This window comes from Streptomyces sp. NPDC050263 (assembly GCF_040655955.1).
In the GTDB taxonomy this organism is placed as follows: Bacteria; Actinomycetota; Actinomycetes; order Streptomycetales; family Streptomycetaceae; genus Streptomyces.
This window is the reverse complement of sequence record NZ_JBFAKW010000004.1, coordinates 21,529-36,815: the sequence shown is the minus strand read 5'-3', so window position 1 is coordinate 36,815 and position 15,287 is coordinate 21,529. Positions and strand designations below refer to the sequence as shown.

18 protein-coding genes are annotated in these 15,287 nt (G+C 69.3%); 17 read left to right on the top strand and 1 reads right to left on the bottom strand.

Annotation, left to right across the window (positions count from 1 at the left end; all coding sequences use genetic code 11):
- Positions 1–199 precede the first annotated feature (199 nt).
- From eccB to AB0J04_RS02575, 17 genes are all read left to right on the top strand, one after another.
- Entirely contained in the window at positions 200–1,726 is a 1,527-nt protein-coding gene (gene eccB / locus AB0J04_RS02655) for a type VII secretion protein EccB (RefSeq protein ID WP_363166545.1), read from the top strand.
- 14 nt (positions 1,727–1,740) lie between these two features.
- Positions 1,741–3,012: a type VII secretion-associated serine protease mycosin gene (mycP, locus tag AB0J04_RS02650; RefSeq protein ID WP_363166544.1), complete on the top strand. Its 1,272-nt coding sequence runs from the start codon at positions 1,741–1,743 to the stop codon at positions 3,010–3,012.
- 110 nt (positions 3,013–3,122) lie between these two features.
- Positions 3,123–3,551 (top strand): WXG100 family type VII secretion target, encoded by a 429-nt coding sequence (locus tag AB0J04_RS02645; protein WP_363166543.1) that lies wholly within the window; start codon positions 3,123–3,125, stop codon positions 3,549–3,551.
- A 69-nt stretch (positions 3,552–3,620) separates the two neighbouring features.
- A complete protein-coding gene (locus tag AB0J04_RS02640) occupies positions 3,621–3,935 on the top strand; it encodes a WXG100 family type VII secretion target (RefSeq protein WP_363166542.1) in 315 nt (104 codons plus the stop codon).
- The gene (locus AB0J04_RS02635; RefSeq protein WP_363166541.1) at positions 3,935–5,674 is read left to right on the top strand and encodes an RNase A-like domain-containing protein; all 1,740 of its coding nucleotides are present in this window, start codon (positions 3,935–3,937) and stop codon (positions 5,672–5,674) included. Before AB0J04_RS02640 ends, AB0J04_RS02635 begins: the two co-directional genes overlap by 1 nt.
- Before the next feature lie 45 nt (positions 5,675–5,719).
- Positions 5,720–6,319 carry a hypothetical protein gene (locus tag AB0J04_RS02630; protein ID WP_363166540.1) on the top strand — a complete coding sequence of 200 codons (600 nt, stop codon included), beginning with the start codon at positions 5,720–5,722 and terminating at the stop codon, positions 6,317–6,319.
- 319 nt (positions 6,320–6,638) lie between these two features.
- Positions 6,639–6,938, top strand: a complete 300-nt coding sequence (locus tag AB0J04_RS02625) for an RNase A-like domain-containing protein (RefSeq protein ID WP_363166539.1) — start codon at positions 6,639–6,641, stop codon at positions 6,936–6,938.
- A 48-nt stretch (positions 6,939–6,986) separates the two neighbouring features.
- Positions 6,987–7,676: a contact-dependent growth inhibition system immunity protein gene (locus AB0J04_RS02620; RefSeq protein ID WP_363166538.1), complete on the top strand. Its 690-nt coding sequence runs from the start codon at positions 6,987–6,989 to the stop codon at positions 7,674–7,676.
- Between the two features lie 184 nt (positions 7,677–7,860).
- Positions 7,861–8,415: an SAV_915 family protein gene (locus AB0J04_RS02615; RefSeq protein WP_363166537.1), complete on the top strand. Its 555-nt coding sequence runs from the start codon at positions 7,861–7,863 to the stop codon at positions 8,413–8,415.
- Entirely contained in the window at positions 8,415–8,717 is a 303-nt protein-coding gene (locus AB0J04_RS02610) for a DUF6317 family protein (RefSeq protein ID WP_363166536.1), read from the top strand. The genes AB0J04_RS02615 and AB0J04_RS02610 overlap by 1 nt, the downstream gene beginning before the upstream one ends.
- Positions 8,717–9,991: a hypothetical protein gene (locus tag AB0J04_RS02605; protein ID WP_363166535.1), complete on the top strand. Its 1,275-nt coding sequence runs from the start codon at positions 8,717–8,719 to the stop codon at positions 9,989–9,991. The genes AB0J04_RS02610 and AB0J04_RS02605 overlap by 1 nt, the downstream gene beginning before the upstream one ends.
- Complete coding sequence (locus AB0J04_RS02600; protein WP_363166534.1) at positions 9,969–10,517, top strand: hypothetical protein; 549 nt, start codon at positions 9,969–9,971, stop codon at positions 10,515–10,517. The genes AB0J04_RS02605 and AB0J04_RS02600 overlap by 23 nt, the downstream gene beginning before the upstream one ends.
- 214 nt (positions 10,518–10,731) lie before the next feature.
- Entirely contained in the window at positions 10,732–11,115 is a 384-nt protein-coding gene (locus tag AB0J04_RS02595) for a hypothetical protein (protein WP_363166533.1), read from the top strand.
- Positions 11,115–12,821, top strand: coding sequence for a hypothetical protein (locus tag AB0J04_RS02590; RefSeq protein ID WP_363166532.1), 1,707 nt, complete (start codon positions 11,115–11,117; stop codon positions 12,819–12,821). The genes AB0J04_RS02595 and AB0J04_RS02590 overlap by 1 nt, the downstream gene beginning before the upstream one ends.
- Before the next feature lie 27 nt (positions 12,822–12,848).
- Entirely contained in the window at positions 12,849–14,123 is a 1,275-nt protein-coding gene (locus AB0J04_RS02585) for a S8 family serine peptidase (protein WP_363166531.1), read from the top strand.
- Positions 14,124–14,181: 58 nt separating this feature from the next.
- Positions 14,182–14,520, top strand: coding sequence for a WXG100 family type VII secretion target (locus tag AB0J04_RS02580; RefSeq protein ID WP_363166530.1), 339 nt, complete (start codon positions 14,182–14,184; stop codon positions 14,518–14,520).
- Positions 14,521–14,579: 59 nt separating this feature from the next.
- Positions 14,580–14,882, top strand: coding sequence for a WXG100 family type VII secretion target (locus AB0J04_RS02575; protein ID WP_363166529.1), 303 nt, complete (start codon positions 14,580–14,582; stop codon positions 14,880–14,882).
- A gap of 91 nt (positions 14,883–14,973) precedes the next feature.
- Here AB0J04_RS02575 and AB0J04_RS02570 read toward each other — a convergent pair whose 3' ends face one another.
- On the bottom strand, positions 14,974–15,261 hold the full coding sequence (locus AB0J04_RS02570) for a GntR family transcriptional regulator (RefSeq protein WP_363166528.1): 288 nt from the start codon (positions 15,259–15,261) through the stop codon (positions 14,974–14,976).
- Positions 15,262–15,287 lie beyond the last annotated feature (26 nt).

Genomic DNA, 15,287 nt, shown 5'->3' with positions numbered 1-15,287 from the left:
CCCCCGTTCCGTACACGACTCGCCCGTGTTCCAGCACCGCACAGGGCACTCGACGGCCCAGGAACCCTACCCGCTCCCCAAGTCCCGACGGTTACCGGGCATAGTAGGTGGCCGCTCTGACATCGTCGGACGGGGAGCCGGGTCCACCCGCGTCGCGGAGCACGCGGATCGGCCGGAAAACGGGGAGTGACGGGGACAGATGGCATCTCGGCGGGACCAGCTCAACGCCTACACCTTCGCGAAGCGCCGGATGCTCGCGGCCTTCCTCCAGCCGTCGCCCGACGGCTCGGAGGAAGGGGCGCCGCGCCCGCTGCGCTCGATCGTGCCCGGCATCGTCGTCGGGGTGATCGTCATGGCGGTCTTCGGGGCGTGGGGGATGTTCAAGCCCACCGCGCCCAAGGGCTGGGACGTGCCCAACGCCAAGGTGATCGTCGCGAGCAAGTCGACCACGCGCTACGTCGTCCTGAAGACGGGCAAGGAGGTCCAGCTGCACCCGGTCCTCAACATGGCCTCCGCCAAACTGCTCCTCGACGAGGGCCAGGGCGAGGTGGTGACCGTCTCGGAGTCCGTCCTCGACAACGGCAAGATCCCGCACGGTGTGACCGTCGGCATCCCGTACGCCCCCGACCGGCTGCCCTCGGCGTCCGAGGCGGGCACCGCGAAGCGGTGGGCGGTCTGCGAGCGGCCGAGCGCGGGGGGCGGGGATTCCGTCCAGAAGGCCGCGCTGGTCCTGGCCGCACGGGAGAAGGACGCGACCGAGGGCGCGGAGCGCCTCCACGGCGGCCAACTGCTCTATGTGACGGACCCGGACGGCAAGCGCTACGTCGTCGACGCGGACGGCACGGCGTACCCCGTGGGCAACAGCGACGAGTTGCTGCTGCGCGCGGTCGTCGGCTCCGGCCGGGAGCCCCAGCGGGTGTCCGCGGAGTGGCTGGCGACCCTGCACCAGGGTGATCCGATCGCCTTCCCGACGGTTCCCGGGCAGCCCGGCACGGCGGCCGACGCGCCCGGCCAGCTGGACGCGTCCGCGGACCGCGTCGGCATGGTGCTCAAGGCGTTCGACAACAACAAGGAGCAGTACTACGTGGTGTTGAGCGGCCGGGTCGCTCCCGTGTCCGCGTTCGTCGCCCAGCTCCTGCTGTTCAGCAAGGAGTTGGCCCCGCTCGGCCAGGCCGGTCACGCCCGTGAGCTGAGCCCCGGCGCGATCGTGCCGGGGCAGGCCTTCGGCACCGAGCGGCGCTGGCCCACCGGGGACCCCGAGCCCGTCAACGAGGCCTCGTCGGCCGCGGGGAGCCGCAGCACGATCTGCACCGTCCTGCGCGGCGTGAACGCCGCGACGGGCGCCACGACCCTGAGCACCTGGGCGGGCACCGAGTTCCCGGCTCAACTTCCCACCGGCTCCTCCAGCGCCTACGTCACGCCTGGCTCCGGTCAGCTCTACCGCCAGTTCCAGGGCGAGGAGACCAAGGCGGGCCCGGTCTTCCTGGTCACCGACACCGGCCTGCGCTACGTCCTGCAGTCCAACGGCGACAGCGCGACGGACGACGCGGGCATCGGCACCACCGCCAAGCAGCGCGAGCAGCTCCAGCAGGAGGCGCAGCAGGCCCAGACGCTGCTGGGCTACAAGGACGTCGACCCGGCGCCGATCCCGGCCGCCTGGTCGGAGTTCCTGCCCACGGGCCCCCGACTGTCGACGGCGGCGGCCCGCCAGCCCCAGGGCTCGTGAGAGAGGGGACGACGATGGCGCTGCGTAGCACGCTGCGTACGACGCTGGTGGCGGCCGCGACCCTCGTGACGACCGCCACGCTCCTCGCGCCGCCCGCGCAGGCCGCGACGGCCGCGCCGACGGCGGGCAAGCTGCCCTACTCGGACCAGTGCACGTTCCCCAACGGCGAGTACCCGGGCCGCCCCTGGGCCCTGCAACGCGTCCTCCTGGACGAACTGTGGAGCCGGTCCAAGGGCAAGGGCGTCCGCGTGGCCGTCATCGACACGGGCGTGGACGTCAAGAACCCGCAGCTCACCGACGCGGTGGACGTGAAGGCCGGCCGCAACCTCCTGCCGAGGAACCTCAAGGACGACAACGGCGACCCCATCGAGCGGGGCAACGAGAACGGCACGACGGACACCGTCGGCCACGGCACCAAGGTCGCCGGCATCATCGCGGCCCGCCCCCTCGACGGTACCGGCTTCGTGGGCCTGGCCCCCGAGGCGACGATCATCCCGATCCAGCAGAACGACGCCGAGGGCCACGGCGACACCAAGTCCCTGGCCGCGGCGATCCGCTACGCAGTGCAGGCCGGGGCCGGGGTCATCAACATCTCCCAGGACACGTCGAACGCGCTGAAGCCGTCCCCCGACCTGGAGCTGGCGATCGACGAGGCGCTGGACCGGAAGATCGTCGTCGTGGCGTCGGCGGGCAACGACGGCCTCGGCGGCAACGTCAAGGAGACCTATCCGGCGTCCTACGAGGGCGTCCTCGCGGTCGCCGCCTCGGACCGCAACAACGAACGCGCCTCCTTCTCCCAGTCCGGCGACTTCGTCGGCGTCGCGGCCCCCGGCGTCGACATGATCTCCACGGTCCCCCAGGGCGGCCACTGCTCCGACAACGGGACGAGCTTCTCGGCGCCGTACGTGGCGGGCGTGGCCGCGCTGCTCAAGGCGAGGCACCCGGACTGGACCGCGCGCGAGATCGTCGCCCAGATCGAACAGACCGCGGAACGCACGATCGCGGGCCACGACCGGCTGGTCGGCTGGGGCGTCGTCGACCCGGTCCGAGCGCTCACCGAGGACGACCGTCCCGTCGAGTCCCCGAGCCCCAAGGACGGCCTGGGCAAGGCCGAGGCCCCGTCCCCCGCGAAGTTCCGGATCGGCGAGACCCCCGACGAACGCAACACCCGCCTCGCCGTCTACGTGGTCGTGGCGGCGGCGGCCCTGGTCGCGTGCCTGGGCGGCACGGCGGTGGCGATCCGGGACGCCCGGAGACGGGCGCGCAGGGTGGCGGGGGCGGGGTAGGGGACGGCGGCCGGCGGCGGGCGGAAGTGTGCGGTCGCCACCGATCTATAGAATCATCGCAACGGCAGGGCGACTTGGGTTGCTGATGCGACGGGGGACGGAGGGACACCATGGGCGTGCCCGGAGCTGGCTCAGGACAGCCGGGACAGGGCGGCAGCCCCGATCTGCGGGCGTCCGCGACGGACCTCGCCAAACTCGCCGCCGACCTCGACGACATGCAGGATCACCTGGACAAGCAGGTACAGCGCATGGACGGGATCGTCGACCGCATCGAGGCGGGCTGGCGCGGCCCGGCGGCGTCGGCGTACCGCGACTTCCACCGGGCGGCGGCCGAGGACGCCGTACGCATCCGCGAAGTGATGAAACTCCTGGAGGAAGCGGTACGGCTGAGCCGCGACGGCTTTTCCCAGAACGACCTCGAAGTGCTGGCACAGATGAGGCAGATCCAGGTGGACGTCGCCGGAGAGGTGAACCGACTGTCGACCCCGAACACCGAGCCCCCGACGACGGCGCCGCGCAGCAGCCTCGACGATCTGTAGCCCGCACGGCCCTTCACGCAGTTCTCCTCACGCAGTTCTTCACGAACCGAGACCGAGACCAGGGGGATCATGTCGACCGGCTCCGCGCCCGACGAGCACATATCCGTCTCCTTCACCACGCTTCAAGAGCTGGCTGCCGACCTGGAGGACATCCTCAAGAAGCTGGGCGAGAAGGTGGAGGCCCTCTACGACCGCGTCGAGCCGGTCGTCCTGTCCTGGCAGGGCGAGGCCCGGGAGGTCTTCGTCGGCAAACTCGACGAGTGGGACCGCTCGGCACAGGACCTCGAGGCAGCCCAGAAGTGGCTCCACGAGTACGTCACCACCGGCCACACCAACTACGCGGCAGCGCACCGGGCGGTGCTGCGGGGCTGGGGGGCCGGCTGATGGCGGACCGTCCCAGCGCCGCCGAGCGCAAGCGGGAACGGGACCAGCTGACGCCGGCGGCACCCGACGCGGGCAGCGGGTTCGACGTACAGCCGCCGCATCTGTACTACACGTCGGCCGTCGTGCGCGACGGGCAGTTCGACTACGACAAGGGCGCCACCGACCTGGTGAGCGCGCTCAACCAGTACAGCCAGTCGGCGGGCACCGGATCGGGACCGGACTCCTTCGCCAAGGTCTACCTGCAGATCGCCGAGAAGTACCTCCAGGTCTGGGCGGCGGGCGTGCTGAGCGTCGGAGGCGTGGCGGTCGGCCTGACCGTGACCGCCAACAACTACCAGGCAGCGGACTGGTCCACCCGCGGCATGCAGGGACCGCCGCCCCGCCGCCCTCCTCCCGTCGTCATCGACAAGAAGCCCGACTACGGGAAGATCAACGACATCAAGTGGACCGGGACCGGCGAGGACGCCGACTCGTGGGCGATCTCCGGGGCGATGGGCGAGATCCCGGACTTCCTCGCGGACGTCATCCGGCCGGCCATCGAGTACGGGCTGAACCTCGGCAAGACCCATGAGATCACCCCGGGAGCCCGTGAGGACGACCTCAAGGGCATGGCCACCGCCTGGCGGGAAGCCGGCGGCACCGCGCTGAAGGCCGGGGACACCTTCACCTCCGCCATCGACTACATGACAGACCCGCACGGGAACAACGAGTGGCAGAGCGCGATGAAATCGTTCTGCCAGTCGATCTGGGGGACCACCGCCTGGGGCCGCAGCCGGAACGCGCAGGGCCAGATCGCCCAGCCCCACCAGGGCGGCCGCAGTTGGAAGACCTCGGGAAACGTGGCGCCCGCGCAGCGTCGGCCGATCCTCGAGGTACTGCACACCACCGCCGACACCGTGCAGAAGACCTGCGACGACCTGGCCCAGGCCGCCCGCCTGTGCAGGGAGACCACCTCCAACCTCGCCAAGACCGCCGCCAAGAAGATGGTCGAGGACCTGACCGTCGGACTGGACGCGCTGGAACTGCTCCAACTCGCCGGCACCGCCATGTTCGGGAAGCTGGTGCTGACCTTCCGGCAGCACATGGACCGGGCGGCTGCGGACAAGGCTGTCGAGGCCTACCAACAGAAGTTCAGTGACGCCGCCACCACACTGCTTGCGCTGGAGTGGGAGCTGGACGAGGCGTTGAAGAGCACCCCCACGTTCCTCGCGGAGGAGGCCAGGGCCGAGGCGTTCGCGGGCCGCTCGCTGAACGAGTTCAAGCGGGAACACAAGATCCTCAACGGGGAGAACCCGATCCCCTACAAGTACACGCTCGACCTGGCGATGGCCGAGGACCTCGGCGGCGGCCACACCATCGACAAGCACGTCGGCAAGACCGACGCCCAACTGCTCCAGCGGCTGCGTGATCAGAGCGGCATCCCGGCGGCCTCCAGCTTCCCGGACCTGACCTCGGCCCAGAAGTACACCCAAGCGTGCATCCGGCAGAACTCCGGGGCTATCGACGCATGGCTGGCGACCGGCCCGCCGCCGCAACCGGCCAGCCCGATCTTTCAGGTCAGCTCGGTGAGTTCCGACGTCAACAACCCGCTTGCGGTGGCCCCGGTGACCGGGCGCACCTCACGGATGGTCAATGGCCAGGCGGGCCCGGTGACCGACGCGCACGGCGTCGCCACCCGCCTCCGGTACGACGCCGGCCTCGACCCGCCCTTCATCGTGGTCACCTCCATGCCCAAATAGGCTGGATCCAGTCACTCGGAGAACACGATCGTCAAGGGAGCCGCGATGTCGACGCCGGACGCCGAGGCATGGGCCGAGGCACTCACCATGTACGAGCAGCGCTACTCGTACGTCCTGGTGGGGCCCCGCGCGCACCAGGACTGGGTGCAGGACGTGGCGGCGGTCATGAGCCGGCGGGCGGTGGATCCCCGGAACTGGAGGTGGATCGACGTCGACGAAGGCGAGGAGGAGCGCCAGGAGGATCCGTTCTTCCCCTTCGCCCCGCCGCCCTCGGACCCGGAAGGCGCGGCGGCCTGGCGCGCCGCACTGCGAACCGTGCCCCGCACGTCGGTCGAGCGGCTGCTCGTGATGCTGTCCACCACTTGGCTGGACGTCCCGGACGAACGTGCCCGGAACCACTTCGAGGCCCGTCGGCCGGAACTCGAGCGCAAGGCCCGGGTGATCCTCTCCCGCTTCCCGCACGAGACGTCCTTCTACGCCAACACCGGCTTCCCCGACGTGCGGACCGGTAACCGCGTCGACGATCCGGACTTCTACGAGATGACCACCGGCTGCAACCCCCGTTCCCGCTACGACTGGGACCTGGGCATGGTCGCGGTGTGCGACACCGAGGTCGGGGTCTTCTGGTCCTTCGACGCCACCTGAGCGCGGGGGGCAAGGTGCCGTCATGACAATGCAGCAGAGGTGCAGGAGACAGAGATGGTCGAACTCGACGAGCGTTCGTGGTCCGATGCGATCGACATGTACGAGCGTCGGGCGACCTGCGAACACCGGGCGCGGCAGCGATACCCGCGACTACTACCGGCGGGTTTCTGGGTGGAACTCCTTTTCCGTGCGCACCTTCGGCTTCGGCCTGGTCCTCGTGTCGGAGACGGAAGTCGGGATGGTCTGGTCATTCCGCTGATGTGATGCGATCCGCCGTGCTGCCCCCATCCTCCGTACCGGCCCATGAGGGAGAAGCCCCTTGCGCACCCGTACCGCCACCTACCCCGACCGCGTGACCGCCCAGTGGGCCACCCAGCAGGTGGTCACCGCCAACGAGCAGGTCATCCATCGCTGGCTGGCGCAGTCCACCCGGCAGCGGCTCACGATCGAGGCGTCGTGGCCGTCCCGCGAGGAGCCCGTCGGGCGGGTGCTGCTGCAGGCGATGATGCTGGCGGGGCGCGACGCCGTCGACGTACGCGCCGCCCGGGTCGTGCTGCGCCGCGAGCCGTCCGCCGCGCACGGGTTCGCCGTGCACGCTACTTTCCCGGTCTACCTGTAGAGAACCCCAGTAGAGAACCCCAGTAGAGAACCCCAGAGGCTGCCCACCGTGCCCTTGAGCCCGCTCGAACACGACCGCCGCTACGGCGAGCTGGATCACGTGATCCGCGCCTACGTCGGCCAGTCGGCGGACGACACCCCGGGCGAGCCCGGCGTCGCCCTGACCGCCTATCTCCGCCAGACCTGGCACACCCGCCCCTGGGCCCTGGCCGTCGCGGAACGCCAGCTGCGCGAGTACGCCGACAACCCGCCCGGCCGACTCCGCCTCCGCCTGGGCGAGTTCTATGCGATCCCTGACGTCGGTCTGCCCGAGGGCGAGATCCAGCAGTGGCTGTACTGCCTGGCCGACCACATCAAGCACAGCATCGAGCAGGGTGACGTCCCGCCCCCGGCCGCCCCCGCCACCCACTGGGAGTGGCACGCCCGCTTTCCCGAACTGACCCAGTTCCTCGGCGGCTGGTTCTCCCAGGACATGCCGGACGAGTTCGACGACCACGACGCGGCCGTCGACGACTACCGCACCACCACCGACCCCCACCTGGTGGCCCGCCTCGTCGGCGAACTGCACGAACTGCTCGCCCTCGACCTGGACGAGCCCGACTACGCCTTGGCCGTCGCGGAGTTGGGCATGGAGGTCGACCCGCCGACTCCGTACGCCCCCAGCGCCTGGCTCACCCTCGCCGCGGCCCGCCTGAGCGCTCCGCGCGCCGACTACGGGCTCGGCGCGCAGGCGGACTGAGGATCGCCCCCCAGGCCGGGGGTCATCCCGCGGTCAAGCGCTGATCTGGCCACGGCCAAACACCTGTATGGGTTCCGCATGCTCTGCCCCCGCCAACCTGAAATAGCCGGACTTGCCCGGAAGTTGCCTGGCTACGGTGGTCCCGCCACATCATCCGCAGGTCCACGGGGAACAGGAGACGGCGGTGGGCACACCCATCCGTTCGCGCCTTCTCGACTACATCGAGCTCGACCGCGTCGAGGCAGAGCCGCCCGCAGGGGCGGTCCAGGCATGTGCGTCCGCGCCCGCGTCCGTGTCGACGCCGGTACGGGCCGGATCACGCCTGCTCGACCACTACGCAGCGGCGGCAGGCGCCGAAGCGACCCCGTACACGCCGCCGGGCCCCCGGCCCGGCGTCCCCGCCTACCACGCTCCGGTGTTCGTACCGGCCCACCCGCGGTACGCGGACATCACGGACGCGGACGGCCGTCCGGCCCGCGTGCCCTTCATCGCGTACGAACTCTTCGAGCACCGGACGGGCGCAACGCGAACCCGGACCGTGGCGTTCGCCTTCACCACACGCGACCGGCTCGTCGCCGCGCTCGGCGAGGCTCAGCCCTGGGTCGCCACCTCGATCGGCCCCCTGGCCGAGGCCGTCGCCGGCTACGGCGTCACGGTCGTCCTGGACCCGCGCGTCACCCCGGGTCACCACAACTGGCAGCCGGACGACCTCGCCGCCCTCGCCCGGGAGGCGCGCTGATGCCCTCCGACTTCAAGGCGGTGCTGAGCGACCTGACCGCCATGTCCGGGACCTTCCACGACGAGGCCGTCAACTACCGCAAGCTGCACGCCGACGTCGCCCCGCCCCTGGCCGACGGCGGCGACGCCGGACTCGACCACGCCCTCAAGGAGGTCGCCGACCTCATCGTCGCCCTGCACATCGGCTTCGCCGACCGCCTGGACGACCACGGCGACAAGGTGACGTACGCCCGCGACTCCTTCCGGCGGCACGACATCGACGTCCACGGACTGTTCGAGGACCTGATGACGGAGGACGGCTGATGGCCGACAGCTGGGTCGGCGGCGACATCGGCGGACTGCGCACGATGGCCGAGACGTACAAGAACGCCAAGGACAAGCTCGACGACGTCATCACACCGATCAGTCGCGCCGTCGAGGCGCTGGTGGGCGACGCGGCCTGGAAGGGCGAGGCGGCCGAGACCTTCCGGGGCACGTGGAGCGAGGACGCGCTGACGGCAGGCGCCTTCGCGACCCTCGTGCACAGCGTGGGCGACATCCTCGACACGCTCGTCGGCGCCCTCGCCGCCTGTGAAACGGCGCTGCAGAACGCCGAGCACGTCGCCACGGGCAAAGGCGTGGCGATGGGGGACAAGGGCGTCCCGCTGGAGATCCTCACCGCGAACCCGCCCAGCGCCGACGACCGGAAGACGATCGCCGCGCTCGACGAGTACGGCACAGCGCGCGACGGGATCCTGCACACCGCCCAGCACGCCCGGCTGGTCGCGGCCGACGGACTGCGCGGCCTCTACGCGCAGGTGACGGCGCCGGTCTCGACCGGCGACAAGATCACCATCGCCGACGCCCTGCGCGGCCTGTACGCCTACGACGCCGAGGACGCCCGGGCCGGCGGCAAGGAGGCCCGCACACTGATCGACGGCGCCAAGGACGAGGAACGCGCCGCCAAGAAGGAACTGCGCGCGGAGCGCAAGGCGTTCCAGAAGGCGGGCCGCGCAACTCCGGACGACCTCCCCGCCAAGAGCGCCTACCGCGACGCGGTCACCCGGGTCGACTCCCTCGAGGACGCCATCGCCCGCGCCGATCACGGCAGTACGGCCCTTCCCTACGACCGGGCCCTCAACGTCAAACTGGCCGACGCGGCGGACGCGCTGCGCCTGGGCGAAGGCGTGGCCAAACTCCCGGAGTTCCTCAGGGAGATCCCGGTGCTCGATGTGGCGGCGGCCGCGGCCTGCGGGCTGGTGGAGGCGAAGGACGACCACGACAAGGGCTGGTCCTGGCAGCACTCGGTGGTCGTCGACGGCGGTGTCGCGCTCGGCGGAGTGGCCGTCGGCGCGGGCGTGGTGGCCGCCCTGCCCGTCGAGGGCGCGGCCGCGGTGGCCGGGGTCGGAGTCCTGGCGGCGGTCACCGCGACCGAGGTCCTCGATCACTCCTTGCACGAGCACTGGAGCGAGGACATTCACGACCACGGCGTGGTCGGCGGTGTGGTGACCGGCGCGGGCCATGTCCTGACGGAAACCGGGGAGGACGACGTACGAATGGTGAAGGACATCTGGCATGGCGTCACGAGCATCTTCTGAGATCCCCGCCCTCGGCATCCCCGTCCGCATCCCGGCTCTGCCCAAGCTGGGCACCACCTGGTACAGGCGGGGCGCGCTCTACTGGCTGTGCCGCGCGCGTACGACCGTCTTTGTGATCATGGTGACGGCCATGTTCTGTTTCGTGTCACTCAGGCTCTACCAGGGATTCCGCAGTGAAATGCCGCCCACGGTGCGCGTCGTGTGTGACGTGGCGCAGGCGGTCGCGTCCTGCGCGGCCCTGGTCTGGGGGTGGGTCAAGCAGCGCCGCAGCCACAGGGAGGCCCTCCTGGATCCGCCCACCCCCCAGCAGACCTGGGTGGCCAAGCGCGACCACAACAGGCGTGCCGGCAGGGCGTCCGGCAGGGGGGCGGTCGGCGGGCGCGCACTGCTGGCGCTGGCGGCGCCCGTCATGCCGGCGTTCGTCGCGTACCTGGTCGGCTGGCTGACCGCCTGGCTCACGGTCCGCGAGTACCCGAGCGAGGTCGGGGCGCGTCGCTGGATGCAGCAGAAAACACCCCGAACGTGAGGAATGGGGCGCTTGTTGTCCAGTGGTGGCACGGTTGTTGCATAAGGCAGTTGGGGGCTGTCAGAGGGAGTCATTAGAGTGGTTGCGTTGCGGTCATGAACACGTGAAAGGCGCGGGCGGTGCCGCCCAGGACGGGCGGCGGGAAACGGGGAGAGTGGCTGTCGTGATTCCTGACGACTTGGGCGGGGGCCCTGCCGACGTACGGCGCGGATACATGGCCCTCTCGACGTTCAAAAAGCGGGTGGACGACCTGCTCACGGCCTTCGAGAAATCCGCGGGCGGCTCGGCGAAGGTCGGGGACCACAACCTGTCGGAGGCCACGTTCGGCGCGGGGCACTTCCCGGAGGCAAAGGCGCTCCACCTCCAGTACGCGCGCGTCCATGAGCGCATCACGGCGCTCTCCAAGTCGCTGGGCCTCCAGTTGGAGGCGATGCAGATCGCCGTGCACGGCGTGGACGTCAGCTTCGACAACCTCGAAGAGGACCTCCGGTACCGATTCCACGAGATCCGCACCGAGGTCAACCGGGACCGGGAAGAGGCGCTGAACAAGCAGATCCAGCGGACCAACGACGCCGACCACACCGACGCGGGGTACTGATGAGCGGCGACAAGCGGAAGCCGGACCACTACCAGGCGGAACGCCAGGACGCGGCCGAGCAGAACACCGGCGTGGACGATGCCGTCCACAAGGCCGTGGTGATCAACCCTGGCTCTCTCAGCAGCCCGGGCGGCTTCGGCAAGACCAGCTTCGAGGGCTACGACCTCAACGCCATGATCGACATCGTCGAGTCGGCGAACCCGGAGACCCTGGAGAGCGCGGCCACGGCCCTCGTCGACGCCCGCGACGCCATCAACGACGCCGCCGACGAACTCAGCCGCAACCTGGGCGACGTCGACTGGGAGGGCGACGCCCACACCGCCTTCTACACCTGGGGCATGAACCTCACCACCACGGCCATCGCACTCGCCGGCTACACCGACGAGGTGGGCACCCAGGTCCTGGCAGCAAGCTCCGGCCTCGCCTCCGTCCGCAAGTCGATGCCACCACGCGACAACCGCATCGCCCCCAAGAAGCCCGACGACATCCCGACACCGCAACGAGTCGACGGCAACGAGGAGTACACGGCGGCGGTCGCAGCCGAGAAGGACCGCCAGGAGGCGATCAACCAGATGTACCGGTTGGCGTCGTTCTACACGGTGTCGAGCGGAATGATGGAACTGGCGGAGGAGCCGGTGTTTCCGGAGATGCCTAGTGTGGGGGTGCCGGAGCCGCCGCCGGGCTACGGGAAGTTCGAGGATCCGCCGGGCCAAGGGGCGCTTTCGGCTGCAAGTGATTCTGGAACCACGCGACATCACTCTGTGTCAACTGGAGTGGAGCGACCGCATGCGGAGGACTTGCCGTCATCCCATAGGAGCGGGGATGAGACCGTCAGGCTTCCGGAACGGCACGTGGGCACGGAGATCGACAGCGTCGGCACCTTGCCGCCGCCGGACACAGTGAAGCCGACGACTGTCACCCCGCCCTCGACGGCGGGTCCCAGCGCAACTCCAGCGGGGACGGTGACTCCCTTTGCCCCCACTGGTGTACCTCCCACCTTCCGAGGGTCGGCCGGGCGTACCTCAGGGTTCGGCCGCGAACCGGGAAGCAGGCTTCCCGCCTCGGCGCAGGGACGCGTAGGCGGTATGCCGGGCGGTACCGCGGCGGGGCGCGCGGGAGCTGGCCCCATGGGGCAGGCAGGACGTACCGCCGCAGCAGGGAAGACAGGCGGTCGCACCACCGGCCCCATGGGACGAGGTGTGGTCGGCGGGGCGCCGAAGGCCGGTGGGCAGGCGATAGGACGTACTGGCGGTATCCCACGAGGTCCCGTCACCGGCATGGGTGCCACGAACCCCGGACGTCCAGGCGCTGGGCGCACCGGTGCCGGACGTATCGGCGATGGTGTGGTCGGCGGCAGGCCTGTCACCGGGGGTGCCCCCGGCGCCAATGGCTCCAGGTTGCCGCGCGGCACGGTCGTCGGAGGTGAGGGCGCACCCACCTCGCGTGTCACGGGCGAGAGGCCCGGCCAGCGCGGGGTGATCGGGACCCCCGGCTCTACGACGGGCACGGGACAGGCTGCTCGCCGCCCCGCCGGCAGCCCTGACGGTGTGGTGGGAACGCCGAAGGGACCAGTCTCCGGAAGCAGGAACAACGGAAACACGCCCGGCGGCTCGGGCGAGGCGCGTCGTTCTGCGCGCAATCAGGGTTCTGGCGAGACACGTTCGCGCCGTGACGAGCGGCGCGATGACGCGTCGGCGACCGACTGACCGGACAAGAGCGAGGACAGACAGGGCATGGTGGCAGGGATCAGCCGACGCGACAGGCGGAAGGCGTCTTTCGAGGGACGAAACGGGAGACGGGTTTCCGCCGTCTGTTCAGCGCTCGGCGCGTTGGCGGTCGTGTCGGCAGGTCTGGCTCCGAGTGCGTCTGCCGCCGACGTTCAGTCCCAGCAGTGGTACCTGACGGCGATGAAAGCCGACGAGATGTGGAAGGTGAGTACCGGCGAAGGCGTCAAGGTGGCCGTTGTCGATACGGGAGTCAACCCCAACACGCCCTCTCTGAAGGGGCAGGTGCTGGCTGGCGAGGTACCGAAAGCCGTCGGTTACAAGGCGACTGAGGACTACGACGGCCACGGGACGAGCATGGCGGAACTGATTGCCGGCACCGGTGCCGACGGCGGCCTGAAGGGACTTGCTCCAGGGGCAAAGATCGTTCCTTATCGGCTCGCAATGAAGGACCTGAAGGATGAGAGCGAGAAGGAGAAGGCCCCTGAACTTCCGAACGTGATCAGGGTAATCGCTGACAGCGACGCCAGAATCATCAGCATGTCCTTCGGTGAGGATATTCAAAGGCCAGATGTTCTTGCGGCAATCAAATACGCCCAGTCCAAGGGAAAGTTGATGATCGCAGCCACTGGCAATGACGCCGAAGAGAAGAACTACATTGGTTACCCAGCCGCCTACCCCTACGTAGTAGGCATCGCCGCTTCGGACAAGTCCGGAACAGTAGGGAAGTTTTCAGAGCACGGAAACTACGTCGACCTGGCTTCCCCCGGTCTAGACGTACCCACGTGGTGCGATAACACGTTCCGCTCCTACTGCACAGGTCAGGGCACCAGCCAGGCCACCGCCATCGCCTCCGCCTCCGCCGCCCTCGTCTGGTCCGCCCACCCCAAGTGGACCGCCAACCAGGTCCTCGCCAGCCTCATCGACACCGCCGGACGCGACTGGGCGAAGGACGACCCGAGCACGTACCTCGGATACGGACTGATCCGCCCCCGCATGGTGCTGGAGAACAGCAGTTTCAACCCGGGGGCCGCCGACACCGACCCCCTCGCGAAGGAGAACGCGACGGGCGTCACGGGCGAGTCGGGTGACACATCCTCAGCCGCCACGTCACCTTCGCCGCAGCCCTCGAAAAGCACGTCGGGCGGAGCAGCCTCAGCGGCGGAATCAAGCTCGAACTCCTCCGAAAGCAACACCCAGTTGTACACCATCCTCGGCGCAGTGCTCGTCGCGGCGATCGGCGGCGGCGTATTCGCGGTGGTACGCAAGAGGCGCACTGCCTGACCGTGTCCCCCGGTGGCCAATCAGCAGCGAAATTCAACGCACGAAAGGAAGTCAGGTTATGGCGGATGGGCAGCGGCTCAACGACGGCCAGGTAATCAAGCTCGAAAAGGAGATCGTCGCGCGGTACGAGTCCATCAAGGGACAGCTCAGCAGCCTCCAGGGCACGCTGGACACGATGGAGACGCACTGGAAGGGCATCGGCGCCGGCGCCTTCAACGCCAAGCAGACCGAGATCAACGAGCGGGTCAAGCACATCGGCGGACTGCTGGCCTGGTTCCTGGAGAACATCAACGAGACCCGCAAGATCTCGTCGCAGACCGACGACCAGGTGCTCGCCACCATGAAGAGCATCGACGTCCAGTACGGCGGCGCGCATTCGGCTCTCAACAGCTACTGACCCCGAACCCGCCGCCCGTACCCCAACCGGGCACCCACGTGACGAAGAGATGAGGAACCATGGTCAACGTGCACTATGACGAGCTCGCCGTGAAGTACGGCGGTCTCGACGCGATCACCACCGAGCTGGGCAACCAGGCCAAGAAGCTCGAAGACGACCTTTCGGCGCTCAAGGCCGCGGTGCAGCAGGTGGCCGCGGGCTGGGAAGGTGAGTCCGCGGGGGCTTTCCAGGGCAAGATGGTCGAGTGGGACAAGGACGCCGCGGCGATTCACGCCGCGCTGGTCGCCATCGGCCACCGAGTCACCGAGGCCAGCGGCGACTACCGCGGCGGCGACCTCAAGGCGGCCGGCTACTTCCTCTGAGCCCGAGTGACAGAGCCGAGGCAGCCACACAGCACGGCACAGACAGCACGGCAGAGGGTGGGCACGCACGGGAGGTGCCCACCCTGGCCCGTCAGCTATCGCCCTTGTCGCCCTTGTCGTCCTCAGACGTATCGGCGGGCATGGCGATGACGAACACACCTTTGCCCTGGACTCCTTGAACGATTCCCTCGGCCTGCAGTGCCTCGATGGCCGACTTGATGGTTCGGCGGCTGACCGCTCCACCCGTCTCCTGCTCCAGCTCGAAGTGGGAAGGGATGCGTCGGCCGACCGGAATCTCGCCGCGTCGGATGCGCTCGCGCAGGGCGGAAGCTAGCTGCACGTACATCGGAATGATGCTCTCCCGGTCGATCTCTATCATGCCATGGAGCGTAAAAGGCCAGCTCA

Excerpts from the sequence above, each read along its gene's own strand:
- eccB (WP_363166545.1), top strand. The coding sequence starts at position 200 with ATGGCATCTCGGCGGGACCAGCTCAACGCCTACACCTTCGCGAAGCGC.
- mycP (WP_363166544.1), top strand. The coding sequence starts at position 1,741 with ATGGCGCTGCGTAGCACGCTGCGTACGACGCTGGTGGCGGCCGCGACC.
- AB0J04_RS02645 (WP_363166543.1), top strand. The coding sequence starts at position 3,123 with ATGGGCGTGCCCGGAGCTGGCTCAGGACAGCCGGGACAGGGCGGCAGC.
- AB0J04_RS02640 (WP_363166542.1), top strand. The coding sequence starts at position 3,621 with ATGTCGACCGGCTCCGCGCCCGACGAGCACATATCCGTCTCCTTCACC.
- AB0J04_RS02635 (WP_363166541.1), top strand. The coding sequence starts at position 3,935 with ATGGCGGACCGTCCCAGCGCCGCCGAGCGCAAGCGGGAACGGGACCAG.
- AB0J04_RS02630 (WP_363166540.1), top strand. The coding sequence starts at position 5,720 with ATGTCGACGCCGGACGCCGAGGCATGGGCCGAGGCACTCACCATGTAC.
- AB0J04_RS02610 (WP_363166536.1), top strand. The coding sequence starts at position 8,415 with ATGCCCTCCGACTTCAAGGCGGTGCTGAGCGACCTGACCGCCATGTCC.
- AB0J04_RS02605 (WP_363166535.1), top strand. The coding sequence starts at position 8,717 with ATGGCCGACAGCTGGGTCGGCGGCGACATCGGCGGACTGCGCACGATG.
- AB0J04_RS02600 (WP_363166534.1), top strand. The coding sequence starts at position 9,969 with ATGGCGTCACGAGCATCTTCTGAGATCCCCGCCCTCGGCATCCCCGTC.
- AB0J04_RS02595 (WP_363166533.1), top strand. The coding sequence starts at position 10,732 with ATGGCCCTCTCGACGTTCAAAAAGCGGGTGGACGACCTGCTCACGGCC.
- AB0J04_RS02590 (WP_363166532.1), top strand. The coding sequence starts at position 11,115 with ATGAGCGGCGACAAGCGGAAGCCGGACCACTACCAGGCGGAACGCCAG.
- AB0J04_RS02585 (WP_363166531.1), top strand. The coding sequence starts at position 12,849 with ATGGTGGCAGGGATCAGCCGACGCGACAGGCGGAAGGCGTCTTTCGAG.
- AB0J04_RS02580 (WP_363166530.1), top strand. The coding sequence starts at position 14,182 with ATGGCGGATGGGCAGCGGCTCAACGACGGCCAGGTAATCAAGCTCGAA.
- AB0J04_RS02575 (WP_363166529.1), top strand. The coding sequence starts at position 14,580 with ATGGTCAACGTGCACTATGACGAGCTCGCCGTGAAGTACGGCGGTCTC.
- AB0J04_RS02570 (WP_363166528.1), bottom strand. The coding sequence starts at position 15,261 with ATGATAGAGATCGACCGGGAGAGCATCATTCCGATGTACGTGCAGCTA.